This is a genomic window from Lysobacter hankyongensis (assembly GCF_039543145.1).
Classification (GTDB): domain Bacteria; phylum Pseudomonadota; class Gammaproteobacteria; order Xanthomonadales; family Xanthomonadaceae; genus Lysobacter_I; species Lysobacter_I hankyongensis.
In genome coordinates, this window is sequence record NZ_BAABJE010000017.1 from 314,762 (window position 1) to 330,867 (window position 16,106).

15 protein-coding genes are annotated in these 16,106 nt (G+C 68.4%); 2 read left to right on the forward strand and 13 right to left on the reverse strand.

Translation table 11 applies throughout. The features are described from left to right. Positions 1 to 186: 186 nt before the first annotated feature. The 13 genes from ftsA to mraZ form a co-directional block, all read right to left on the reverse strand. Positions 187 to 1,422 (reverse strand): cell division protein FtsA, encoded by a 1,236-nt coding sequence (gene ftsA, locus ABD974_RS16550; protein WP_345304437.1) that lies wholly within the window; start codon positions 1,420 to 1,422, stop codon positions 187 to 189. Beyond that, the gene (locus tag ABD974_RS16555) at positions 1,419 to 2,159 is read right to left on the reverse strand and encodes a cell division protein FtsQ/DivIB (protein WP_345304438.1); all 741 of its coding nucleotides are present in this window, start codon (positions 2,157 to 2,159) and stop codon (positions 1,419 to 1,421) included. Before ABD974_RS16555 ends, ftsA begins: the two co-directional genes overlap by 4 nt. Next, positions 2,156 to 3,139 (reverse strand): D-alanine--D-alanine ligase, encoded by a 984-nt coding sequence (locus tag ABD974_RS16560; protein WP_345304439.1) that lies wholly within the window; start codon positions 3,137 to 3,139, stop codon positions 2,156 to 2,158. The genes ABD974_RS16555 and ABD974_RS16560 overlap by 4 nt, the downstream gene beginning before the upstream one ends. Further along, a complete protein-coding gene (murC, locus tag ABD974_RS16565) occupies positions 3,136 to 4,584 on the reverse strand; it encodes a UDP-N-acetylmuramate--L-alanine ligase (protein WP_345304440.1) in 1,449 nt (482 codons plus the stop codon). Before murC ends, ABD974_RS16560 begins: the two co-directional genes overlap by 4 nt. After that, on the reverse strand, positions 4,581 to 5,681 hold the full coding sequence (gene murG / locus ABD974_RS16570) for an undecaprenyldiphospho-muramoylpentapeptide beta-N-acetylglucosaminyltransferase (RefSeq protein ID WP_345304441.1): 1,101 nt from the start codon (positions 5,679 to 5,681) through the stop codon (positions 4,581 to 4,583). Before murG ends, murC begins: the two co-directional genes overlap by 4 nt. Then, complete coding sequence (gene ftsW, locus ABD974_RS16575; protein WP_345304442.1) at positions 5,678 to 7,006, reverse strand: putative lipid II flippase FtsW; 1,329 nt, start codon at positions 7,004 to 7,006, stop codon at positions 5,678 to 5,680. The genes murG and ftsW overlap by 4 nt, the downstream gene beginning before the upstream one ends. Beyond that, positions 7,006 to 8,103 carry a phospho-N-acetylmuramoyl-pentapeptide-transferase gene (gene mraY / locus ABD974_RS16580; RefSeq protein ID WP_345304443.1) on the reverse strand — a complete coding sequence of 366 codons (1,098 nt, stop codon included), beginning with the start codon at positions 8,101 to 8,103 and terminating at the stop codon, positions 7,006 to 7,008. Before mraY ends, ftsW begins: the two co-directional genes overlap by 1 nt. Then, positions 8,093 to 9,517, reverse strand: a complete 1,425-nt coding sequence (locus ABD974_RS16585) for a UDP-N-acetylmuramoyl-tripeptide--D-alanyl-D-alanine ligase (RefSeq protein WP_345304444.1) — start codon at positions 9,515 to 9,517, stop codon at positions 8,093 to 8,095. The genes mraY and ABD974_RS16585 overlap by 11 nt, the downstream gene beginning before the upstream one ends. Continuing rightward, a complete protein-coding gene (locus ABD974_RS16590; RefSeq protein WP_345304460.1) occupies positions 9,508 to 10,995 on the reverse strand; it encodes a UDP-N-acetylmuramoyl-L-alanyl-D-glutamate--2,6-diaminopimelate ligase in 1,488 nt (495 codons plus the stop codon). Before ABD974_RS16590 ends, ABD974_RS16585 begins: the two co-directional genes overlap by 10 nt. Positions 10,996 to 11,003: 8 nt before the next feature. Then, entirely contained in the window at positions 11,004 to 12,893 is a 1,890-nt protein-coding gene (locus tag ABD974_RS16595; protein WP_345304445.1) for a peptidoglycan D,D-transpeptidase FtsI family protein, read from the reverse strand. Further along, positions 12,890 to 13,156, reverse strand: a complete 267-nt coding sequence (gene ftsL / locus ABD974_RS16600) for a cell division protein FtsL (RefSeq protein ID WP_345304446.1) — start codon at positions 13,154 to 13,156, stop codon at positions 12,890 to 12,892. Before ftsL ends, ABD974_RS16595 begins: the two co-directional genes overlap by 4 nt. Then, a complete protein-coding gene (rsmH, locus tag ABD974_RS16605) occupies positions 13,153 to 14,055 on the reverse strand; it encodes a 16S rRNA (cytosine(1402)-N(4))-methyltransferase RsmH (RefSeq protein WP_425562724.1) in 903 nt (300 codons plus the stop codon). The genes ftsL and rsmH overlap by 4 nt, the downstream gene beginning before the upstream one ends. A 71-nt stretch (positions 14,056 to 14,126) precedes the next feature. After that, entirely contained in the window at positions 14,127 to 14,573 is a 447-nt protein-coding gene (mraZ, locus tag ABD974_RS16610) for a division/cell wall cluster transcriptional repressor MraZ (protein WP_345304461.1), read from the reverse strand. Between the two features lie 344 nt (positions 14,574 to 14,917). Here mraZ and ABD974_RS16615 point away from each other — a divergent pair, with 344 nt between their 5' ends. Together ABD974_RS16615 and ABD974_RS16620 are read left to right on the forward strand one after the other, a co-directional pair. Next, entirely contained in the window at positions 14,918 to 15,283 is a 366-nt protein-coding gene (locus ABD974_RS16615) for an ArsR/SmtB family transcription factor (RefSeq protein ID WP_345304448.1), read from the forward strand. Further along, the gene (locus ABD974_RS16620; protein WP_345304449.1) at positions 15,280 to 15,828 is read left to right on the forward strand and encodes an SRPBCC family protein; all 549 of its coding nucleotides are present in this window, start codon (positions 15,280 to 15,282) and stop codon (positions 15,826 to 15,828) included. The genes ABD974_RS16615 and ABD974_RS16620 overlap by 4 nt, the downstream gene beginning before the upstream one ends. The last annotated feature ends 278 nt before the right edge of the window (positions 15,829 to 16,106 follow it).

Genomic DNA, 16,106 nt, shown 5'->3' on the forward strand with positions numbered 1-16,106 from the left:
GATCGGTGTTGCCTTGAAACTTTTTTCAGCCGCGTCGACATCCGAAAATCAGGCCAGAATCGCTTTTCCGGCACATGCCTGTGCCGTCGGTACGAGCGGCCTGCTCGAACCGGCGAACGAATCCGGCTTCGCCGGAATCGTTCGCGCGCGAGTTGCGGCTGGAAGCCCAATCCCGCGCATTGATACTTAAAACTCGCCCTTGAACCAGTTCCTGAATTTGTTGAACACGCCGACCGCGCGACCGGCGGGAATCACCGGGCGTCGCGGATGTTCGATCTGGCTGCCCATCAGCAACAGGCCGACGCCGGTGGCGTGGACCGGATTGCCGACGACCTCGCCCAGACCGCTGACGTGCTGCGGGATGCCGACGCGCACCGGCATCTGCAGCATTTCCTCGGCCAGTTCGATCACGCCTTCCATCTTCGAGGCGCCGCCGGTGAGCACCATGCCGGCGCGCACCATTTCCTCGAAGCCGGAACGGCGCAGTTCGGCCTGCACCATCTCGAAGATTTCCTCGTAGCGCCCCTGCACCGCCTGCGCCAGCGCATGCCGCGGCAGCCGCCGCGGCGGGCGATCGCCGACGCTGGGCACCTGGATGCTTTCCTCGGCGGTGGCCAGCTGCGCCAGCGCACACGCGTAGCGGACCTTGATCTGCTCCGCTTCCGGCGTCGGCGTGCGCAGCATGTGCGCGATGTCGTTGGTGACGTGGTCGCCGGCAATCGGCAGCGAAGCGGTGTGGCAGATCGCGCCGTGCACGAACACCGCGATGTCGGTGGTGCCGGCGCCGATATCGACCAGCACCACGCCGAGTTCGCGCTCGTCGCTGGTCAGCACCGCGGTGCTGGACGCCAGCGAGGAGAAGATCAGATCGTCCACCTGCAGGCCGCAGCGCTGCACGCACTTGCTGATGTTCGCCGCCGCCGACTGTGCGCAGACCACGAGATGCGCGTGCACTTCGAGGCGCACGCCGGTCATGCCGACCGGGTTGCGGATGCCTTCCTGCGAGTCGTCGAGCACGTAATCGCGCGGAATCGCGTGCAGGATCTTCTGGTCCGCCGGAATGGCCACGGCCTTCGCCGCCTCCAGCACGCGATCGAGATCCATGTAGCTGACCTCGCCGTCGCGGATCGGCACGATGCCCGGCGAATTGCGGCACTGCACGTGGTTGCCCGAGATCGACGCGTACACCGAGCGGATCTCGCAACCGGCCATCAGTTCGGCTTCTTCGACCGCACGCTGGATCGACTGCACGGTCGATTCGATGTCCACGACCACGCCGCGCTTCAGCCCGCGCGATTCGTGCGTGCCGATGCCGATGACTTCGATGGGGTTGCCCGGCGAATATTCACCGACCAGCGTCACCACCTTCGATGTGCCGATGTCGAGGCCGACGATCAGCGATTTGTCGCCTTTGCGGTTCATGTCTTGTCCTGCACATGCGTCGAGCCGGTGGGCTCGGGGGTAAGCCCCTGCCAGCTGAGCGCAAACCCATTGGTGTAACGAAGATCGGCGCGCTGCAGCGTGCGGTCGTCCTGCGCCGGCAACTGCGGCAGCAGGCGGGCGAACCGCTGCAGCCGCAGCCTGGCGTCGTCGCGGCCGAGCAGCACTTCGGCGCCGTTCGACAGGGTCATCGACCAGCTGCCGCGATCGTCGATCGTCAGCGAGCGCACATCGAGACCGCCGGCAGCGAACATCGCCCGCGCTTCGTTGTACAGACGCACCAGATCGCCGCTGCGCGCTTCCGGTCCATCGAAACGCGGCAGGCCCTTCGGCACGGCCACGCCCTTCGCCGGAATGATCCTGCCGCGCTCGGACAGCAGGCGATCGCGGCCCCACCATGCGAACGGACGGTGTTCGACCACCGTCACCACGAGCTTGTCCGGCCACTGCTTGCGCACTTCCGCGTGTTCGATCCACGGCAACCGCGCCACCGCGCCCTGCGCGTCCTCGAGACGCACGGCGAAGAAACCGCGCTGCGCGTGCGGATAGACGGCCGATACGATCTGCGCGTCGGTGACACGGGTGAGTTGCCCGTTCACCAGCACCGTGCGCAGCGGCCAGCGATCCGCGCCGACCCAGCCGCGGATCACCGCCACCACCGGCAACACCACCAGCGCCAGCGCCAGCAGCCACGCCATCAGTCGCAGGAAGGCGCTCATTCCCTGCGCACCTCAGCATCCGCAAGCGTCTTGTCCGCGAGGGTGTTTTCCAGCACCAGCCAGCACAGGGTTTCGAAATCGATGCCGATCTGGCGTGCGGCCTTCGGCACCAGCGAATGGCTGGTCATGCCCGGCGCGGTATTGATCTCGATGAGCTGCAGGCCGAGGCGGCGATCGCGCATGACGTCGACGCGGCCCCAGCCGCTGCAGGCGGCGGCGCGGAACGCGCGCAGCGCGAGATCGCGGATCGCGGTTTCGTCGTCGCCTTCGAGGCCCGGACAGAGATACTGGGTGTCGTCGGCGATGTACTTGGCGTGATAGTCGTACCACTCGCCCGCCGGCACGATCCGGATCGACGGCAGCGCGAGGTCGCCGAAGATGCCGACGGTGAATTCCTCGCCGATCACCATCTGTTCCATCAGCAACTCGCCCGCATAGCTGGCGGCGAAGGCTTCCGCGGCATCGAGATCGGACTCGGCGAGGATGCGGAAGACGCCGACGCTGGAGCCTTCGCACGACGGTTTGACGAACACCGGCAGGCCCAGCGCGCGCGCGGCCGCGCGCATGTCCGCGCCGGGGCGCAGGCGCTCGAATTTCGGTGTCGGCAGCCCTTCGCTCATCCACACCTGCTTGGTGCGGATCTTGTCCATGCTCAGCGCCGATCCGAGCACGCCCGAACCGGTGTAGGGCACGCCGAGCGCCTCCAGCGCACCCTGCAGCACGCCATCCTCGCCGCCGCCCCTGTTGCCGTGGAGGATGTTGAAGACGCGCTCGTAACGCTTGTCCATGAGCGCGGCGATCAGCGCCGGGATGCCGTCCACCGCATGCGCATCGATGCCGCGCGCGCGCAGCGCGTCGAGCACGTTGCGGCCGGATTCGAGCGAGACTTCGCGCTCGGCGCTGGTGCCGCCCATGAGCACGGCGACGCGGCCGAACACGGCGGGATCCTGGAAACGGGGCTGTGGCGCAGCGGCGGTCACGACGTGGCGTCCTCGGAAAGGCTCTGGGGGAATCCCTGGGTGGCGATCTGCTGCGCGGCAGCGCCGATGTCGCCCGCGCCCATCATCAGCAGCAGGTCGCCGTCGCGCAGCACGTCCGGCAGCACGGAAGAGAGTTCGCCGGCGCTGCCGACCACGACCGGGTCGATGCGGCCGCGCGCGCGGATGCTGCGCGCCAGCGACTTGGCATCGGCGCCCGCGATCGGGGCTTCGCCCGCGGGATAGACCTCGGTCAACACCAGCGCATCGACACTCGACAGGACCGCGGCGAAGTCATCGAACAGATCGCGCGTCCGGCTGTAGCGATGCGGCTGGAACGCGACCACCAGCCGGCGATCCGGCCAACCGCCGCGCGCGGCCTGGAACACCGCTTCGAGTTCCTTGGGGTGATGGCCGTAATCGTCGACCAGCTGCACCTTCGCGCCCTGCGCCGTGCGCGGTTCGGCGAGCAGATTGAAGCGACGGCCGATGCCGGCGAACTTCTCCAGCGCGCGGGCGATGGTGTCCGGCGCGACGCCGAGCTGCCAACCGATGGTCGCGGCGGCGAGCGCGTTCTGCACGTTGTGGCGGCCGGGCAGCGCCAGCGTCACCGGCGTGCGCGAACCGTCGGGCAGGCACAGGGTGAAGCGCATCGCCGGGCCGGCCTGCTCGACGTCTTCGGCGCGCACGTCGGCGTGCGCGGCGAGGCCGTAGGTGACCACGTGTCGCGGCATGTCGGCCGCGAGCGCGGCGACTTCGGCGTCGTCGATGCACAGCACCGCGAGGCCGTAGAACGGAAGCCTATGCAGGAATTCCGAGAACGCCGCCTTCACCCGGGCGAAATCGCCACCGTAGTTCTCGAGGTGATCGGCGTCGATGTTGGTCACGACCGCGATCAGCGGATTCAGGCGCAGGAAGCTGCCATCGCTTTCGTCGGCCTCGGCCACCAGCCATTCGCCGCTGCCCAGGCGCGCATTGGCGCCCGCGGCCAGCAACTGGCCGCCAATGACGAAGGTCGGATCGAGCCCGCCCTCGCCCAGCACGCTCGCGCTGAGCGACGTGGTCGTGGTCTTGCCGTGGGTGCCGGCGATCGCGATGCCGCGACGGAAACGCATCAGTTCGGCCAGCATCTCGGCGCGCGGCACCACCGGGATGCGCTGCGCCTGCGCCTCCATCCATTCGGGGTTGTCGCGCTTGATCGCACTGGACACGACCACGCAGTCGGCGCCGAGCACGTTCGCGGCCGCATGACCGCGGCAGACGGTGGCGCCGAGCGACGCCAGCCGGCGCGTGGTCGCATTGTCGGCGTTGTCCGAGCCGGACACCTGATAACCCAGCGTGCACAGCACTTCCGCGATGCCGCTCATGCCCACGCCGCCGATACCGACGAAGTGCACCCGCGGAAAGGCTTTCGAAACGTCCTTGATGTCGAGCAGTCGACGGATCATGCGCGTGCCTCCTCGAGCACTGCGTCGGCGACGCGTTCGGCGGCGTCGACCCTGGCCAGCGTGCGCGCCGCTTCGGCCATGAACAGGCGTTTCGTCGGATCGATGACGAGATTGCGCAGTTCCATCGCGAGCTTGTCGGCCAGGTCCGCGTCCTGCTTCAGCAGCACACCGGCGCGACGCTGCACGACGTACTGCGCGTTCTTGGTCTGGTGGTCGTCGACCGCGGTGGGCAGGGGCACCAGGATGCTGCCGACGCCCGCGGCGCAGACTTCGGCGATGGTCAGCGCGCCAGCGCGACAGACCACGAGATCGGCCCAGGCATAGGCCGCGGCCATGTCGGCGATGAACGGTTCGACCGACGCCGCGACGCCGGCCTGCGCGTAAGCCGCGACCGCCGCGTCGCGCATCTTCTCGCCGCACTGGTGGCGCACGTCGATGCCCGCGCCCTGCAACTGGCGCAGCGCCTGCGGTACCGCATCGTTCAATGCGCGCGCGCCCTGGCTGCCGCCCAACACCAGCAGGCGCAGACCTTCGTCGCGACCTTCGAAACGCGCGGCCGGCGGCGCGATGGCCGCGATCACGTCGCGCACCGGATTGCCGACGACCGTTTCCTTGCCGGGGAACGCGTCGGGGAAGCCGCAGAGCACGCGGCGCGCGAATGTCGCGAGCACGCGATTGGTCATGCCCGGCGCGCGATTCTGTTCGTGCACCAGCAGCGGAATGCCGGCGAGCACCGACGCGATCCCGCCCGGGCCGGCCGCGAAGCCGCCGAAGCTCACCACCGCGCGCGGCTTGCGCGCGCCCAGCACCTTCGCAGCGGCGCGGATCGCCGCCAGCACGCGCAGCGGCGCGCGCAGCAGCGTGCCCAGGCCCTTGCCGCGCACGCCGGAGATCGCGATCGTCTCGATCTCGATCCCGTGCTGCGGCACCAGTCGCGTTTCCATGCCGCCTTCCGCGCCCAGCCAGACCACCGGCACGCCGCGCGCGCGCAGCGCGGCGGCGACCGCGAGGCCGGGGAAAATGTGTCCGCCGGTGCCGCCGGCGAGGATCATCACCGGCGCGGTGCCATTCGCGATGGCGTTCGGTTCAGCGCTCATGCGCTCCTCCCGAAGGTCGGCTCGACGCGGTCGCGCAGACGGCTGGTGCCACGCACGTTGCCCAGCGTCGGCGCGGTCGTCGTCGGCACCGGCTGCGCGGTGGGCGGCACGCCGCCGGACACCTGCGCCGATTCGCCGCGCAGGCGCGCGACCTGGCGCTCGGCGCGATCGAGTTCGTAGGACACGCGCAGCAGCAGGCCCAGCGCGGCGCAGGTGCCGAGGACGCTCGAACCGCCGGAGGAAATCAGCGGCAGGGTCAGGCCCTTGGTCGGCAGCAGGCCGAGATTCACGCCGATCGACACGAAGCTCTGCAGGCCCAGCGACAGCGCGACGCCGAACGCGCAGTAGCCAGCGAAATGACGGCGCATCTCGACGCATTTCAGGCCGATCCAGAACGCGCGGCCGACCAGCAGCGCGAACAGCGCGATGACCAGGCAGACGCCGACGAAACCCAGCTCCTCGGCGATCACCGCGAGGATGAAGTCGGTATGCGCTTCGGGCAGGTACGACAGCTTCTGCACCGAACCGCCGAGGCCGACGCCGAACCACTCGCCGCGACCGATCGCCATCAGCGCATTGGTCAATTGGTAACCGCTGTCGAACGGATCCGCCCACGGGTCCCAGAACGAGGTGAAGCGCCGCCAGCGATACGGTTCGGCGATCGCGATGATCGCGAGCAGCGGCAGGCCAACCAGCACCGGCCCGAACATCCGCGGCAGATGCACGCCGCCGAGCACCAGCATGCCGGCGGTGATCGCGAGGATCAGCGACAGCGAACCGAAGTCCGGCTGTCTGATCAGCAGCACCACCAGGGCGATGGCGACGCCCAGAGGCTTGAGCATCGCGCGCCAGGTCGCGTTGACTTCGTCGCGGAAGCGCACCAGATAGCTCGCGAGCCACACGACGTACATCACCTTCACCGCTTCCACCGCCTGGAAGCCCATGATTCCGAAGTTCAGCCAGCGGCGCGCGCCGTTCACGGTCTTGCCGATGCCGGGCACGAACACCAGGATCAGCAGCACGAAGCACATCACCAGCAGCAGGCGGTCCTGCTGCTCGATGGTCTTGAGTTCGGTGCGCATCAGCAGACCGGCGAGGGCCACGCCCATCGTCAGGAACATCAGATGTTTGATGAGGAAGTAGTACGGGCCGACATCGAGGCCCTCGCCGATCGCGATCGAACTGGACGCCACCATCACCACGCCGAAACACGCCAGCGCGATCGACGTGCCGAGCAGCCACGGGTCGTAGCGGCCGGGCAACGCGTCGAGACGCGTGGCCTGATGGCCGAGACCGAAGCGCGGAAGGGCGGGCCAGTTCGTCATCAGCGGATCTTCAACGTGGCGAGGCCGACGAGGACGAGGATCACCGAGATGATCCAGAAGCGCACGATCACGCGCGGCTCCGGCCAGCCCTTCAGTTCGAAGTGGTGATGGATCGGCGCCATCCGGAACACGCGCTTGCCGGTGAGCTTGAACGAGACGACCTGGATCATCACCGACAGGGTTTCGATCACGAAGATGCCGCCCATCAGCACCAGCACCAGTTCCTGGCGCACGATCACGGCGATCGTGCCGAGCACGGCACCCAGCGCCAGCGCGCCGATGTCGCCCATGAACACCATCGCCGGATAGGTGTTGAACCACAGGAAGCCGAGCCCGGCGCCGGCGATCGCCGCGCAGATGATCACCAGTTCGCCCGCGCCCGGCACGATCGGGATCTGCAGGTAGGTCGCGAACTTCACGTTGCCGGTGGCGTAGGCGAACACGCCCAGCGCGCAGGCGACGAGCACGGTGGGCATGATCGCGAGACCGTCGAGACCGTCGGTCAGGTTCACCGCGTTGGAGAAGCCCACGATCCAGAAATAGGCGACGCCGACGAAGAAGATCGTGCCGCCGATGCCGACCAGCGGCAGCGCCACGTTCTTGAAGAACGGGATGTACAGGGTCGTGGCCGACTGCGCGTCGGCGGTGAAATACAGGAACAGGCCGGCCGCGAGGCCGAACAGCGACTGCAGCGCGTACTTCGTGCGCGACTTCATGCCGTTGGGATCGCGCTTGACGATCTTGATCCAGTCGTCCCACCAGCCGATCCAGCCGAACGCGACCATCACCGCCAGCACCAGCCAGACATAACGGTTGCGCAGATCGCCCCACAGCAGCACCGACGCGATCACGGTCAGCAGGATCAGCGCACCGCCCATGGTCGGCGTGCCGGCCTTGGAGAAATGCGACTGCGGGCCGTCCTTGCGGATCGGCTGACCGCCCTTGAGCGTGGCGAGACGCGCGATCACCGCCGGCCCCCACCACAGCGACAGCCCGAGCGCGGTCAGCGCCGCGAGGATCCCGCGGAACGTCAGGTAGCCGAACAGCCCGAACAGGCTCTGCAGTTGTTCCAGCCAGCGCGTCAACTCAAGCAGCATGCGTTTCTCCCCCGCCCGCGCGATCGGCATGGACGCCGTCGGCTAGCATGTCTTTCACGATCCTGTCCATCGCGCTGCCGCGCGACCCCTTCACCAGCACGCGCAGCGCGCCGGGGGCCTCCTTTCCGTCGATATCGTTGCGCAGCGCGGCGACGAGCGCGGCGTGGGTGTCGAACACCCGCGCGCCGTCGCCGAACGCGTCGGCCGCCGCGGCGCTGAGCGCGCCGAGCGCGTACAGCCGCGCGATCCCCGAGGCCTTCGCGCGACGCCCCACTTCGGCGTGCAGCGCGGCGGCATCGTCGCCCAGTTCGCGCATGTCGCCGAGCACCAGCCAGGCGTCGCCGCCGGCCGCGGCCAGCGTGTCGATCGCCGCCTTCAGCGAACCGGGGTTCGCGTTGTAGCTGTCGTCGATCAACGTCGCGCCACCCGGCAGGCGATGCAGATTGAGACGACCGGCGACCGGCTGCGCGGCGTTGAGTCCAGCCGCGATCGTCGCCAGCGACACCCCCGCGCCCATCGCCAGCGCGGTCGCGGCCAGCGCGTTGAGCACGTTGTGACGGCCCGGCATCGACAGCGTCACCGGCGCCTCGCCTTCCGGCGTGACCAGGATGAAGCGCGAACCCTCGGCATCGAGCGCGATGTCGCGCGCGGTCACGTCGGCATCGGCCTCGAGGCCGAAGCGGATCAGGCGATGGCCGTGCGCGCGCTCCGCGAAATACGGCGCGAAGGCGTCGTCGGCGTTGATCGCCGCCGCGCCGCCGCTGCGCAGGTCGTCGTAGACCGCGGCCTTGGTGTTGGCGATCTCCAGCAGACTGCCCATGCGTTCGAGATGCGCGGGCGCGACGTTGTTGACCAGAGCCACGTCCGGCGGCGCGATCGCGGTGAGATAGGCGATGTCGCCGGGCTTGCCCGTGCCCATTTCGTACACCGCGAATGCGGCGTCGTCGGGCGTCTCGATCACCGCCAGCGGCATGCCGATCTCGTTGTTGCGGTTGCCGGGCGTCGCGTAGGTCTTGCCGGCGCCCTGCAGGATCGCAGTGATCAGCGTCTTCACGCTGGTCTTGCCGTTGCTGCCGGTGACCGCGACGACCTTGATCGCGCGCTCGCGCTGCAGCGCGGTGGCCAGTTGGGCCAGCGCGAGTTCGGTGTTCGCGACCACGATCTGCGGAATGGCGAGGCCATCGATCTCGCGCGAGACCAACGCGGCACGAGCGCCGAGCGCGGCCGCACGTTCGACGTAATCGTTGCCGTCGAAGTTTTCGCCCTTCAGCGCGACGAACAGCGCCGCGGCGGTATCGGCGGCGTCGAGTTTGCGGGTGTCGGTGACCAGCACGTCAACCTGCAGGTCGACGCCGACGAGGCGGCCGTTGACGGCCCTTGCGATCCGCGCGAGCGAGAGCGGCGTCATGCGCACGCCTCCAGCACCGTCCGCGCGGTGGCGGTGTCGTCGAAGGGATGCTGCACGCCGTCGATCTCCTGATACGGTTCGTGGCCCTTGCCGGCGATCAGCACGATGTCGCCGTCGACCGCCATGCCGATCGCCTGGGCGATGGCCGCGGCGCGATCGCGGCGGATCGCGACCGCATCGGGATGGGCGAAGCCCGCGAGGATGTCGGCGACGATCGCGTCGCCGTTCTCGGTGCGCGGATTGTCGTCGGTCACGATCACCGCGTCGGCATGCGCTTCGGCGATCGCCGCCATCTGCGGGCGCTTGCCGCGATCGCGGTCGCCGCCGCAGCCGAACACGCAGATCACGCGACCCGTGGCATGCGCACGCAGCGCCGACAGCGCCTGTTCCAGCGCATCGGGCGTGTGCGCGTAATCGACGACGACCAGCGGCCGGCCGCGCTCGCCGCCGAGACGGTTCATGCGGCCGTTCACCGGATGCAGCCGCGACAGCACGTCGGCGATGTCCGCCGGCGATTCGCCCAGCGCATGCAGCGTACCGGCCACCGTCAGCAGGTTGTCGACGTAGAACCGGCCGAGCAGCGGGGAACGCACCGGATGGCGCGCATCGCCGATGCGCAGCGCGAAGCGGATGCCGGCGATATCGAGCGCGATGTCTTCGGCGCGCACCGCGGCGGCGGCATGTCCGCGCGAACTGACGCCGACCGCGCGCACCGATGCCGGCAGCGCACCGTGCACGCGCTCGCCGAAGGCGTCGTCGAGATTGATCACCGCCGCGTCCAGCCCGGGCCATGCGAACAGCTTCGCCTTGGCCGCGCCATACGCATCCATGGTGCCGTGGTAGTCGAGATGATCGCGGGTGAGATTGGTGAACGCACCGACCCGGAAATGCACGCCGTCGACGCGGCCCTGATCGAGCGCGTGCGAGCTGACTTCCATCGCCACCGCTTCGGCGCCCTGGTCGCGCAGATGCGCGAGCAGCGCGTGGAGTTGCAGCACCAGCGGCGTGGTAAAGCCGGTCGGCACCGCCTCGCCGTACAGCCCGGCGCCGAGCGTGCCGATGGTGCCGGCGCGACAACCGCGCAGCGTCCACGCCTGCGCCAGCATTTGCACCGTCGACGTTTTGCCGTTGGTGCCGGTGACGCCGACCGTGGTCATCGCGCGGGTCGGTGCGCCGTGGAAGGCGTCGGCCATCGCACCGAGACGCGCGCGCAGGCCGGGCACCGCGATCATCGGCACCGCAGTCATGTGAGCGGTGGCCGATGCGCTCGCTGCGAATTCGTCGGGCAGCGGCGGTTCGAACAGGATCGCGGACGCGCCGGCGGCCTCGGCCTGGGCGACGAATTTCAGGCCGTGCGCACCGAAGCCGGCGATCGCGACGAAGGCGTCGCCCGCACGGATCGCGCGACTGTCCTGCACCAGCCCGGAGATCTGCAGGTCCTGCGGCACGCCGGCGACATCCGGCAGGAGTTCGGCGAGACGCATGCGCCGGCTCATCGCGAACCTCCCGCGGGCGGCAGCGCATCGAGGGCGACCGGCGGCGCGGCGACCGTGGGCATCGCCGCGGGCACGGCGGCGCGCGGCATGGCGACCGTCGCGCCCGCCTGACGGCTGCGCCTAGCATCGGCGGCGGCCTGCGCCGCGAGCCAGGTGTCGATGTCGTCCGGCGGCACGTCCATCAGGCGCAGCGCGCCTTCCATCACGTTGCGGAACACCGGCGCGGAGACCAGACCGCCGGTGTAGCCGAGCGTGGGGTCCGGATCCTTCAGCACCACGACCATCGAGAAGCGCGGGTTGTCCACCGGCACCAGACCAGCGAAGAACGCGTTGTAGCGCCGCGAATAGCCGCCGTTGTAGGAAATGCGCGCGGTGCCGGTCTTGCCGGCGACGTGATAACCGAGGATCGCGGCCTGGGTCGCGGTGCCGCCCGGTTCGGTCACGGTCTGCATCATCCGCAGCACTTCGTTCGCGATCTTCGGATCCAGCACCTGCGCGCTTTCGCCGGCTTCGCCCTTGATGAAGGTCGGCACCACCGCGCGCCCGCCGTTGCCCAGCGTGGCGTAGACGCGCGCGATCTGCAGCGGCGTCGCGTTCATGCCGTAGCCGTAGGACATCGTCTGCTTGGTGGTGCCGCTCCAGAATTCCGGCTTCGGCAGATTGCCCGGGCTTTCGCCCGGAAAACCGCTGCCGGTGACGCGACCGTAGCCGAAGCGGCTGAGAAAACCGTGGAACTGCGCCTTTTCGAGGCGCTGCACGATCTTGGCCGAACCGACGTTGGAACTCTTGCGGATCACGCCGGTGGTATCGAGCACGCCGTAGTTGTGGGTGTCGGTGGTCCGCCAACGACCGTTGGGCATCCAGCCGGGGTTGGTGTCGAAGACCGACTGCGGCGTGATGACGCCGGATTCCAGCGCCGCCGCCACGGTCAGCGGCTTCATGGTCGATCCGGGCTCGATCACGTCGGTCACCGCGCGGTTGCGATGCGCATCGCGGTTGCCCACGCTCACCGCGTTGGGATTGAACGACGGCAGGTTGGCCATCGCCAGCACTTCGCCGGTCGCGACGTCGAGCACCACGACCGAACCGCTGACGGCGCGGGTTTCCTGCAGCGCGCGCTTCAGCTCGCGATAGGCCAGGAACTGGATCCGGCGATCGATGGTGAGGGTGATGTTCTGCCCCGGCTCGGCCGGGCGGATCAGGTCGACTTCCTCGACGATCCGGCCTCGGTTGTCGCGGATCACGCGCTTCGCGCCGGGACGGCCCGCCAGCGTCTCGTCGAACGCCAGTTCCAGGCCTTCCTGGCCACGATCGTCGATGTTGGTGAAGCCGAGCACATGCGCGATCGCCTCGCCCTGCGGATAGAAGCGGCGATATTCGCGCTGCGAGGACACGCCCGGCACGTTCAGCGCCAGAATCCGGCGTGCCTCGGCCGGATTGATGCGGCGCTTGAGATACACGAACTCCTTGTCGGCGCGCTGGGTCAGCTTGCGGGCGAGCGTCTCGGCGTCGACGCCCAGCGCCGCCGCCAGCTGCGGTACGCGGTTCGGATACTTCAGCAGTTCCTTCGGATTGGCAGTGATCGATTCCACCGGCGTCGACACCGCCAGCGGCTCGCCGTTGCGATCGGTGATCATGCCGCGGCTGGTCGGAATCTCGATCTCGCGCAGGAAGCGTTCGTCGCCCTGCTTCTGGTAGAACTCGTTGCGCACCAGCTGCAGATCGACCGCGCGCGCCACCAGCGCCAGCGCGCACACGCCGAGCGCGCCGGAGACCAGCATCAGCCGGCCGCGCAGGTTGAACTGCGCGCGCGCCCGCGAGCCCGGGCTGCGGCGATCGTTGCCGCGCTTGCGCCAGTCGGCCAAACGTTCGAGGAGTCGACTCATGGGCGCAGCACCACGATATCGCCCGGCTCCGGCGTCTTCATGCCGAGACGCTCGCGCGCGACCTTGTCGATGCGGTTGCTTTCCGCCCAGGTCGCCTGCTCCAACTGCAGCCGGCTGAATTCGATGTTGAGCGCGTCGCGCGCCTTCTCCAGCCGCGACAGCTCGATGAACAACTGGCGATGGCGATAGCGGGCATGGACCACACCGATCGCGGAGACCAGCGATGCCAGCACCAGCACGGCGACGATCACGCGCAGGCTCATGCGTCACCGCCGATCTTTTCGGCCACGCGCAGCACGGCGCTGCGCGCGCGCGGGTTGGCGGCGGTCTCCTCTTCGGTCGCCTTCTGCGCGTCGCCGATCATGCGCAGCGTCGGCGTGAACGCGATCTCGACCGGCATGCGGCGATTGGTCGGCGGCGCCTTGGCGCGCGCGGCGATGAAACGCTTGACGATGCGGTCTTCCAGCGAATGGAAGCTGATCACCGCGAGCCGGCCGCCGGGCTTCAGCGCCGCGTAGGCGGCGTCGAGCCCGCGTTCGAGGTCGTCGAGTTCGCGGTTGATGAAGATGCGGATCGCCTGGAAGCTGCGGGTTGCGGGATGGATCTTCTGCGCGCCGCGCGGCACTACCGAGGCGATCAGTTCGGCCAACTGCGCCGTCCGGGTCAGCGGTTCGGCGCCGCGACGGGCGACGATCGCGCGGGCGATGCGCCGGCTCTGCTTTTCTTCGCCCCAGGTCCACAGCACATCGGCGATCTCGCGCTCGTCGGCGCGCGCCAGCCACTGCGCCGCGCTTTCGCCGGACTCCGGGTCCATGCGCATGTCCAGCGGGCCGTCCTTGCCGAAACTGAAGCCGCGCTCGGCCACGTCCAGCTGCGGCGAGGACACACCGAGGTCGAAGAGGATGCCGTCGAGGCCCTGCTGCGCCAGATCCCAGTGCGCGAGATCGATGAAACTGCCGCGATGGATCGCGACGCGCGCGTCCGCGCCGAACTCGCGTTCGGCGACGCGGATCGCTTCGGGATCCTTGTCCATCAGCAGCAATCGGCCTCCGTCGTTCAGGCGTTCCAGCACGCCACGGGCATGACCGCCACGCCCGAAGGTGCCATCGAGATACGTTCCATCCTTCCGAATCCGCAGCCCGTCCATGACCTGCACGAACATCACCGGCAAATGCAGCACTGGCGAATGCAGCACCGGCAGGTGGGCGGGCACCGGACCCGCGCCACCCGCGGTCACAGCTGCAGATCGAGCATCGCCTCGCCGAGATCCGCATCGCTCAGCGTCATGCGGATCTGCGCGTGGTGCGCCTGCTCGCTCCACAATTCGAACTTGTCGCCCATGCCCAGCAGCACGGCGCGCTTGTCGATGCCCACCGCGCTGCGGTGGCTCGCCGGAACGCCGATGCGGCCGCTGCCGTCGGGTTCGACGAACGTGGCCGCACCCACCAGCTTCAGCTGCAGACTGCGGCTGACGCTCTTGGTGCGCGGCAACGCGTTGACCTGGTCCCGCACCTTCTCCCAGACCGGCTGGGGGTAGAGGTAGAGCGAACCGGCTTCGAACGGGTTGTAGGTGATGACCAGCCGGCTCTCGCACACCCGCGCGATCAAGTCCCGATAGCTGGTCGGGATCGCCAGCCGGCCCTTGTCGTCGATCGTGATGGCGGTCTCACCTTGAAACACGTTGCCTGCCCGGTTGTGCCCGTCTTCAGCGGGCTTGGTCAACTCGGAAAAACCACTAATTGCCCGGTTTTCCCACGAGTCGCCACATTAGGAGCGGCGCACAGGGTTGTCAACAACTTTATGCACCGAATTTCACTAGGCGCGTCAATGACTTGCGGCAATGTTCACAGAATAGTTCAAGGTTTATCCACAACCCTCTGTTTCGTCTCAAATTTTGAGATTTCAGCCCTTGAACGACCCGGGCCCGGGCTCCGCAAGGACGCTTCAGGTGTGCCTGGGGCGCTCGCGCATGAAATTCAACCGACTGGTTGACAATTGATGAAGCACCCACGATATTCAACCACATGATTGAATATCAGCCGCAGCATCTCGACCGGGTCTTCCAGGCCCTCGCCGACCCGACACGCCGGGCGATGCTGGCCGACCTCAGCCAGGGGGAACGCAGCGTGGGCGAGCTGGCCGCCCCGCACCGGATCAGCCTGGCGGCGGCCTCGAAGCACATCAAAACCCTGGAACGCGCCGGCCTGGTGAAGCGCACGGTCTCGGGCCGCACGCACCGCTGCGCGCTCGACGCCGCCCCGCTGGCCGACGCCGATGCCTGGCTGCGTCGCTACGCCGCGTTCTGGAACACCCGCCTCGATGCCCTTCAGGCATTGCTGGCCGCCGATGCGAACCTGCCCGCCACGACCGACAAGGAGTTTCCGCGATGAACGACCATGGCACCCTGATCGCCGACGATACGATCCGTTTCGAACGTCTGCTGCCGGGTCCGATCGAACGCGTCTGGGCCTTCCTCACCGAATCCGACAAGCGGGCGCAGTGGCTGGCCGCAGGCCCGATGGCGTCGGACGCCGGCGGGGATGTCGCCCTGCATTTCCGCAACGCGGAACTCGCCGAAGGCGACGACCCCGCGCCGGAGAAGTATCGCGATTACGAGAACACCGGCAGCATGTTCGGCCGGATCACCCGCTGCGAGCCACCGCACCGGCTGAGTTACACGTGGACGGATCTGCCCGGCGAGATCGAGGAAGAGGATTCCGAAGTGAGCTTCGAACTCACCGCCGAGGGCGACAAGGTCCGCCTCGTGCTCATCCATCGCCGCCTGCAGGCGCACGAACTGCTCAGCGTCGCCGGCGGCTGGCATACGCATCTGGGCATTCTCGAAGACCGGCTTGCCGGCCGCGCCCCACGCCCGTTCTGGCGCACGCACACGCAGCTGGAAGCGGAATACGCCGAGAAACTCGGCCTCGATTAATCCGGCCGCGGAGCACACGGGCCCGCGGCATCGTCTCCCTCTGGATTTGCGCCCGTGAGGCCGTGCGGCGCGCCGCGAAGAACGTCTGGCCCGGAAGTCCCGGGCCAGACGTTGAAGAATCAAGGCAGAGCCGATCGATAAGCCGGGTTCTGTCGTGGACAGTCATTCCTCTAGGCGCATCGTCGCCGATACGCTCAAGCAACCTACCCGGAGCGCACGGGCCGCGGCATCGTCTCCCTCTGGACTTGCGCCCGTGAGGCCGTGCGGCGCACCGCGAA

Coding starts and splice junctions, on each gene's coding strand:
- murG (WP_345304441.1), bottom strand. CDS start 5,681: ATGAGCGCTGAACCGAACGCCATCGCGAATGGCACCGCGCCGGTGATG.
- ABD974_RS16620 (WP_345304449.1), top strand. CDS start 15,280: ATGAACGACCATGGCACCCTGATCGCCGACGATACGATCCGTTTCGAA.
- ABD974_RS16595 (WP_345304445.1), bottom strand. CDS start 12,893: ATGAGTCGACTCCTCGAACGTTTGGCCGACTGGCGCAAGCGCGGCAAC.
- ftsA (WP_345304437.1), bottom strand. CDS start 1,422: ATGAACCGCAAAGGCGACAAATCGCTGATCGTCGGCCTCGACATCGGC.
- ABD974_RS16615 (WP_345304448.1), top strand. CDS start 14,918: ATGATTGAATATCAGCCGCAGCATCTCGACCGGGTCTTCCAGGCCCTC.
- ftsL (WP_345304446.1), bottom strand. CDS start 13,156: ATGAGCCTGCGCGTGATCGTCGCCGTGCTGGTGCTGGCATCGCTGGTC.
- rsmH (WP_425562724.1), bottom strand. CDS start 14,055: ATGTTCGTGCAGGTCATGGACGGGCTGCGGATTCGGAAGGATGGAACG.
- murC (WP_345304440.1), bottom strand. CDS start 4,584: ATGATCCGTCGACTGCTCGACATCAAGGACGTTTCGAAAGCCTTTCCG.
- ftsW (WP_345304442.1), bottom strand. CDS start 7,006: ATGACGAACTGGCCCGCCCTTCCGCGCTTCGGTCTCGGCCATCAGGCC.
- ABD974_RS16555 (WP_345304438.1), bottom strand. CDS start 2,159: ATGAGCGCCTTCCTGCGACTGATGGCGTGGCTGCTGGCGCTGGCGCTG.
- mraY (WP_345304443.1), bottom strand. CDS start 8,103: ATGCTGCTTGAGTTGACGCGCTGGCTGGAACAACTGCAGAGCCTGTTC.
- ABD974_RS16590 (WP_345304460.1), bottom strand. CDS start 10,995: ATGCGTCTCGCCGAACTCCTGCCGGATGTCGCCGGCGTGCCGCAGGAC.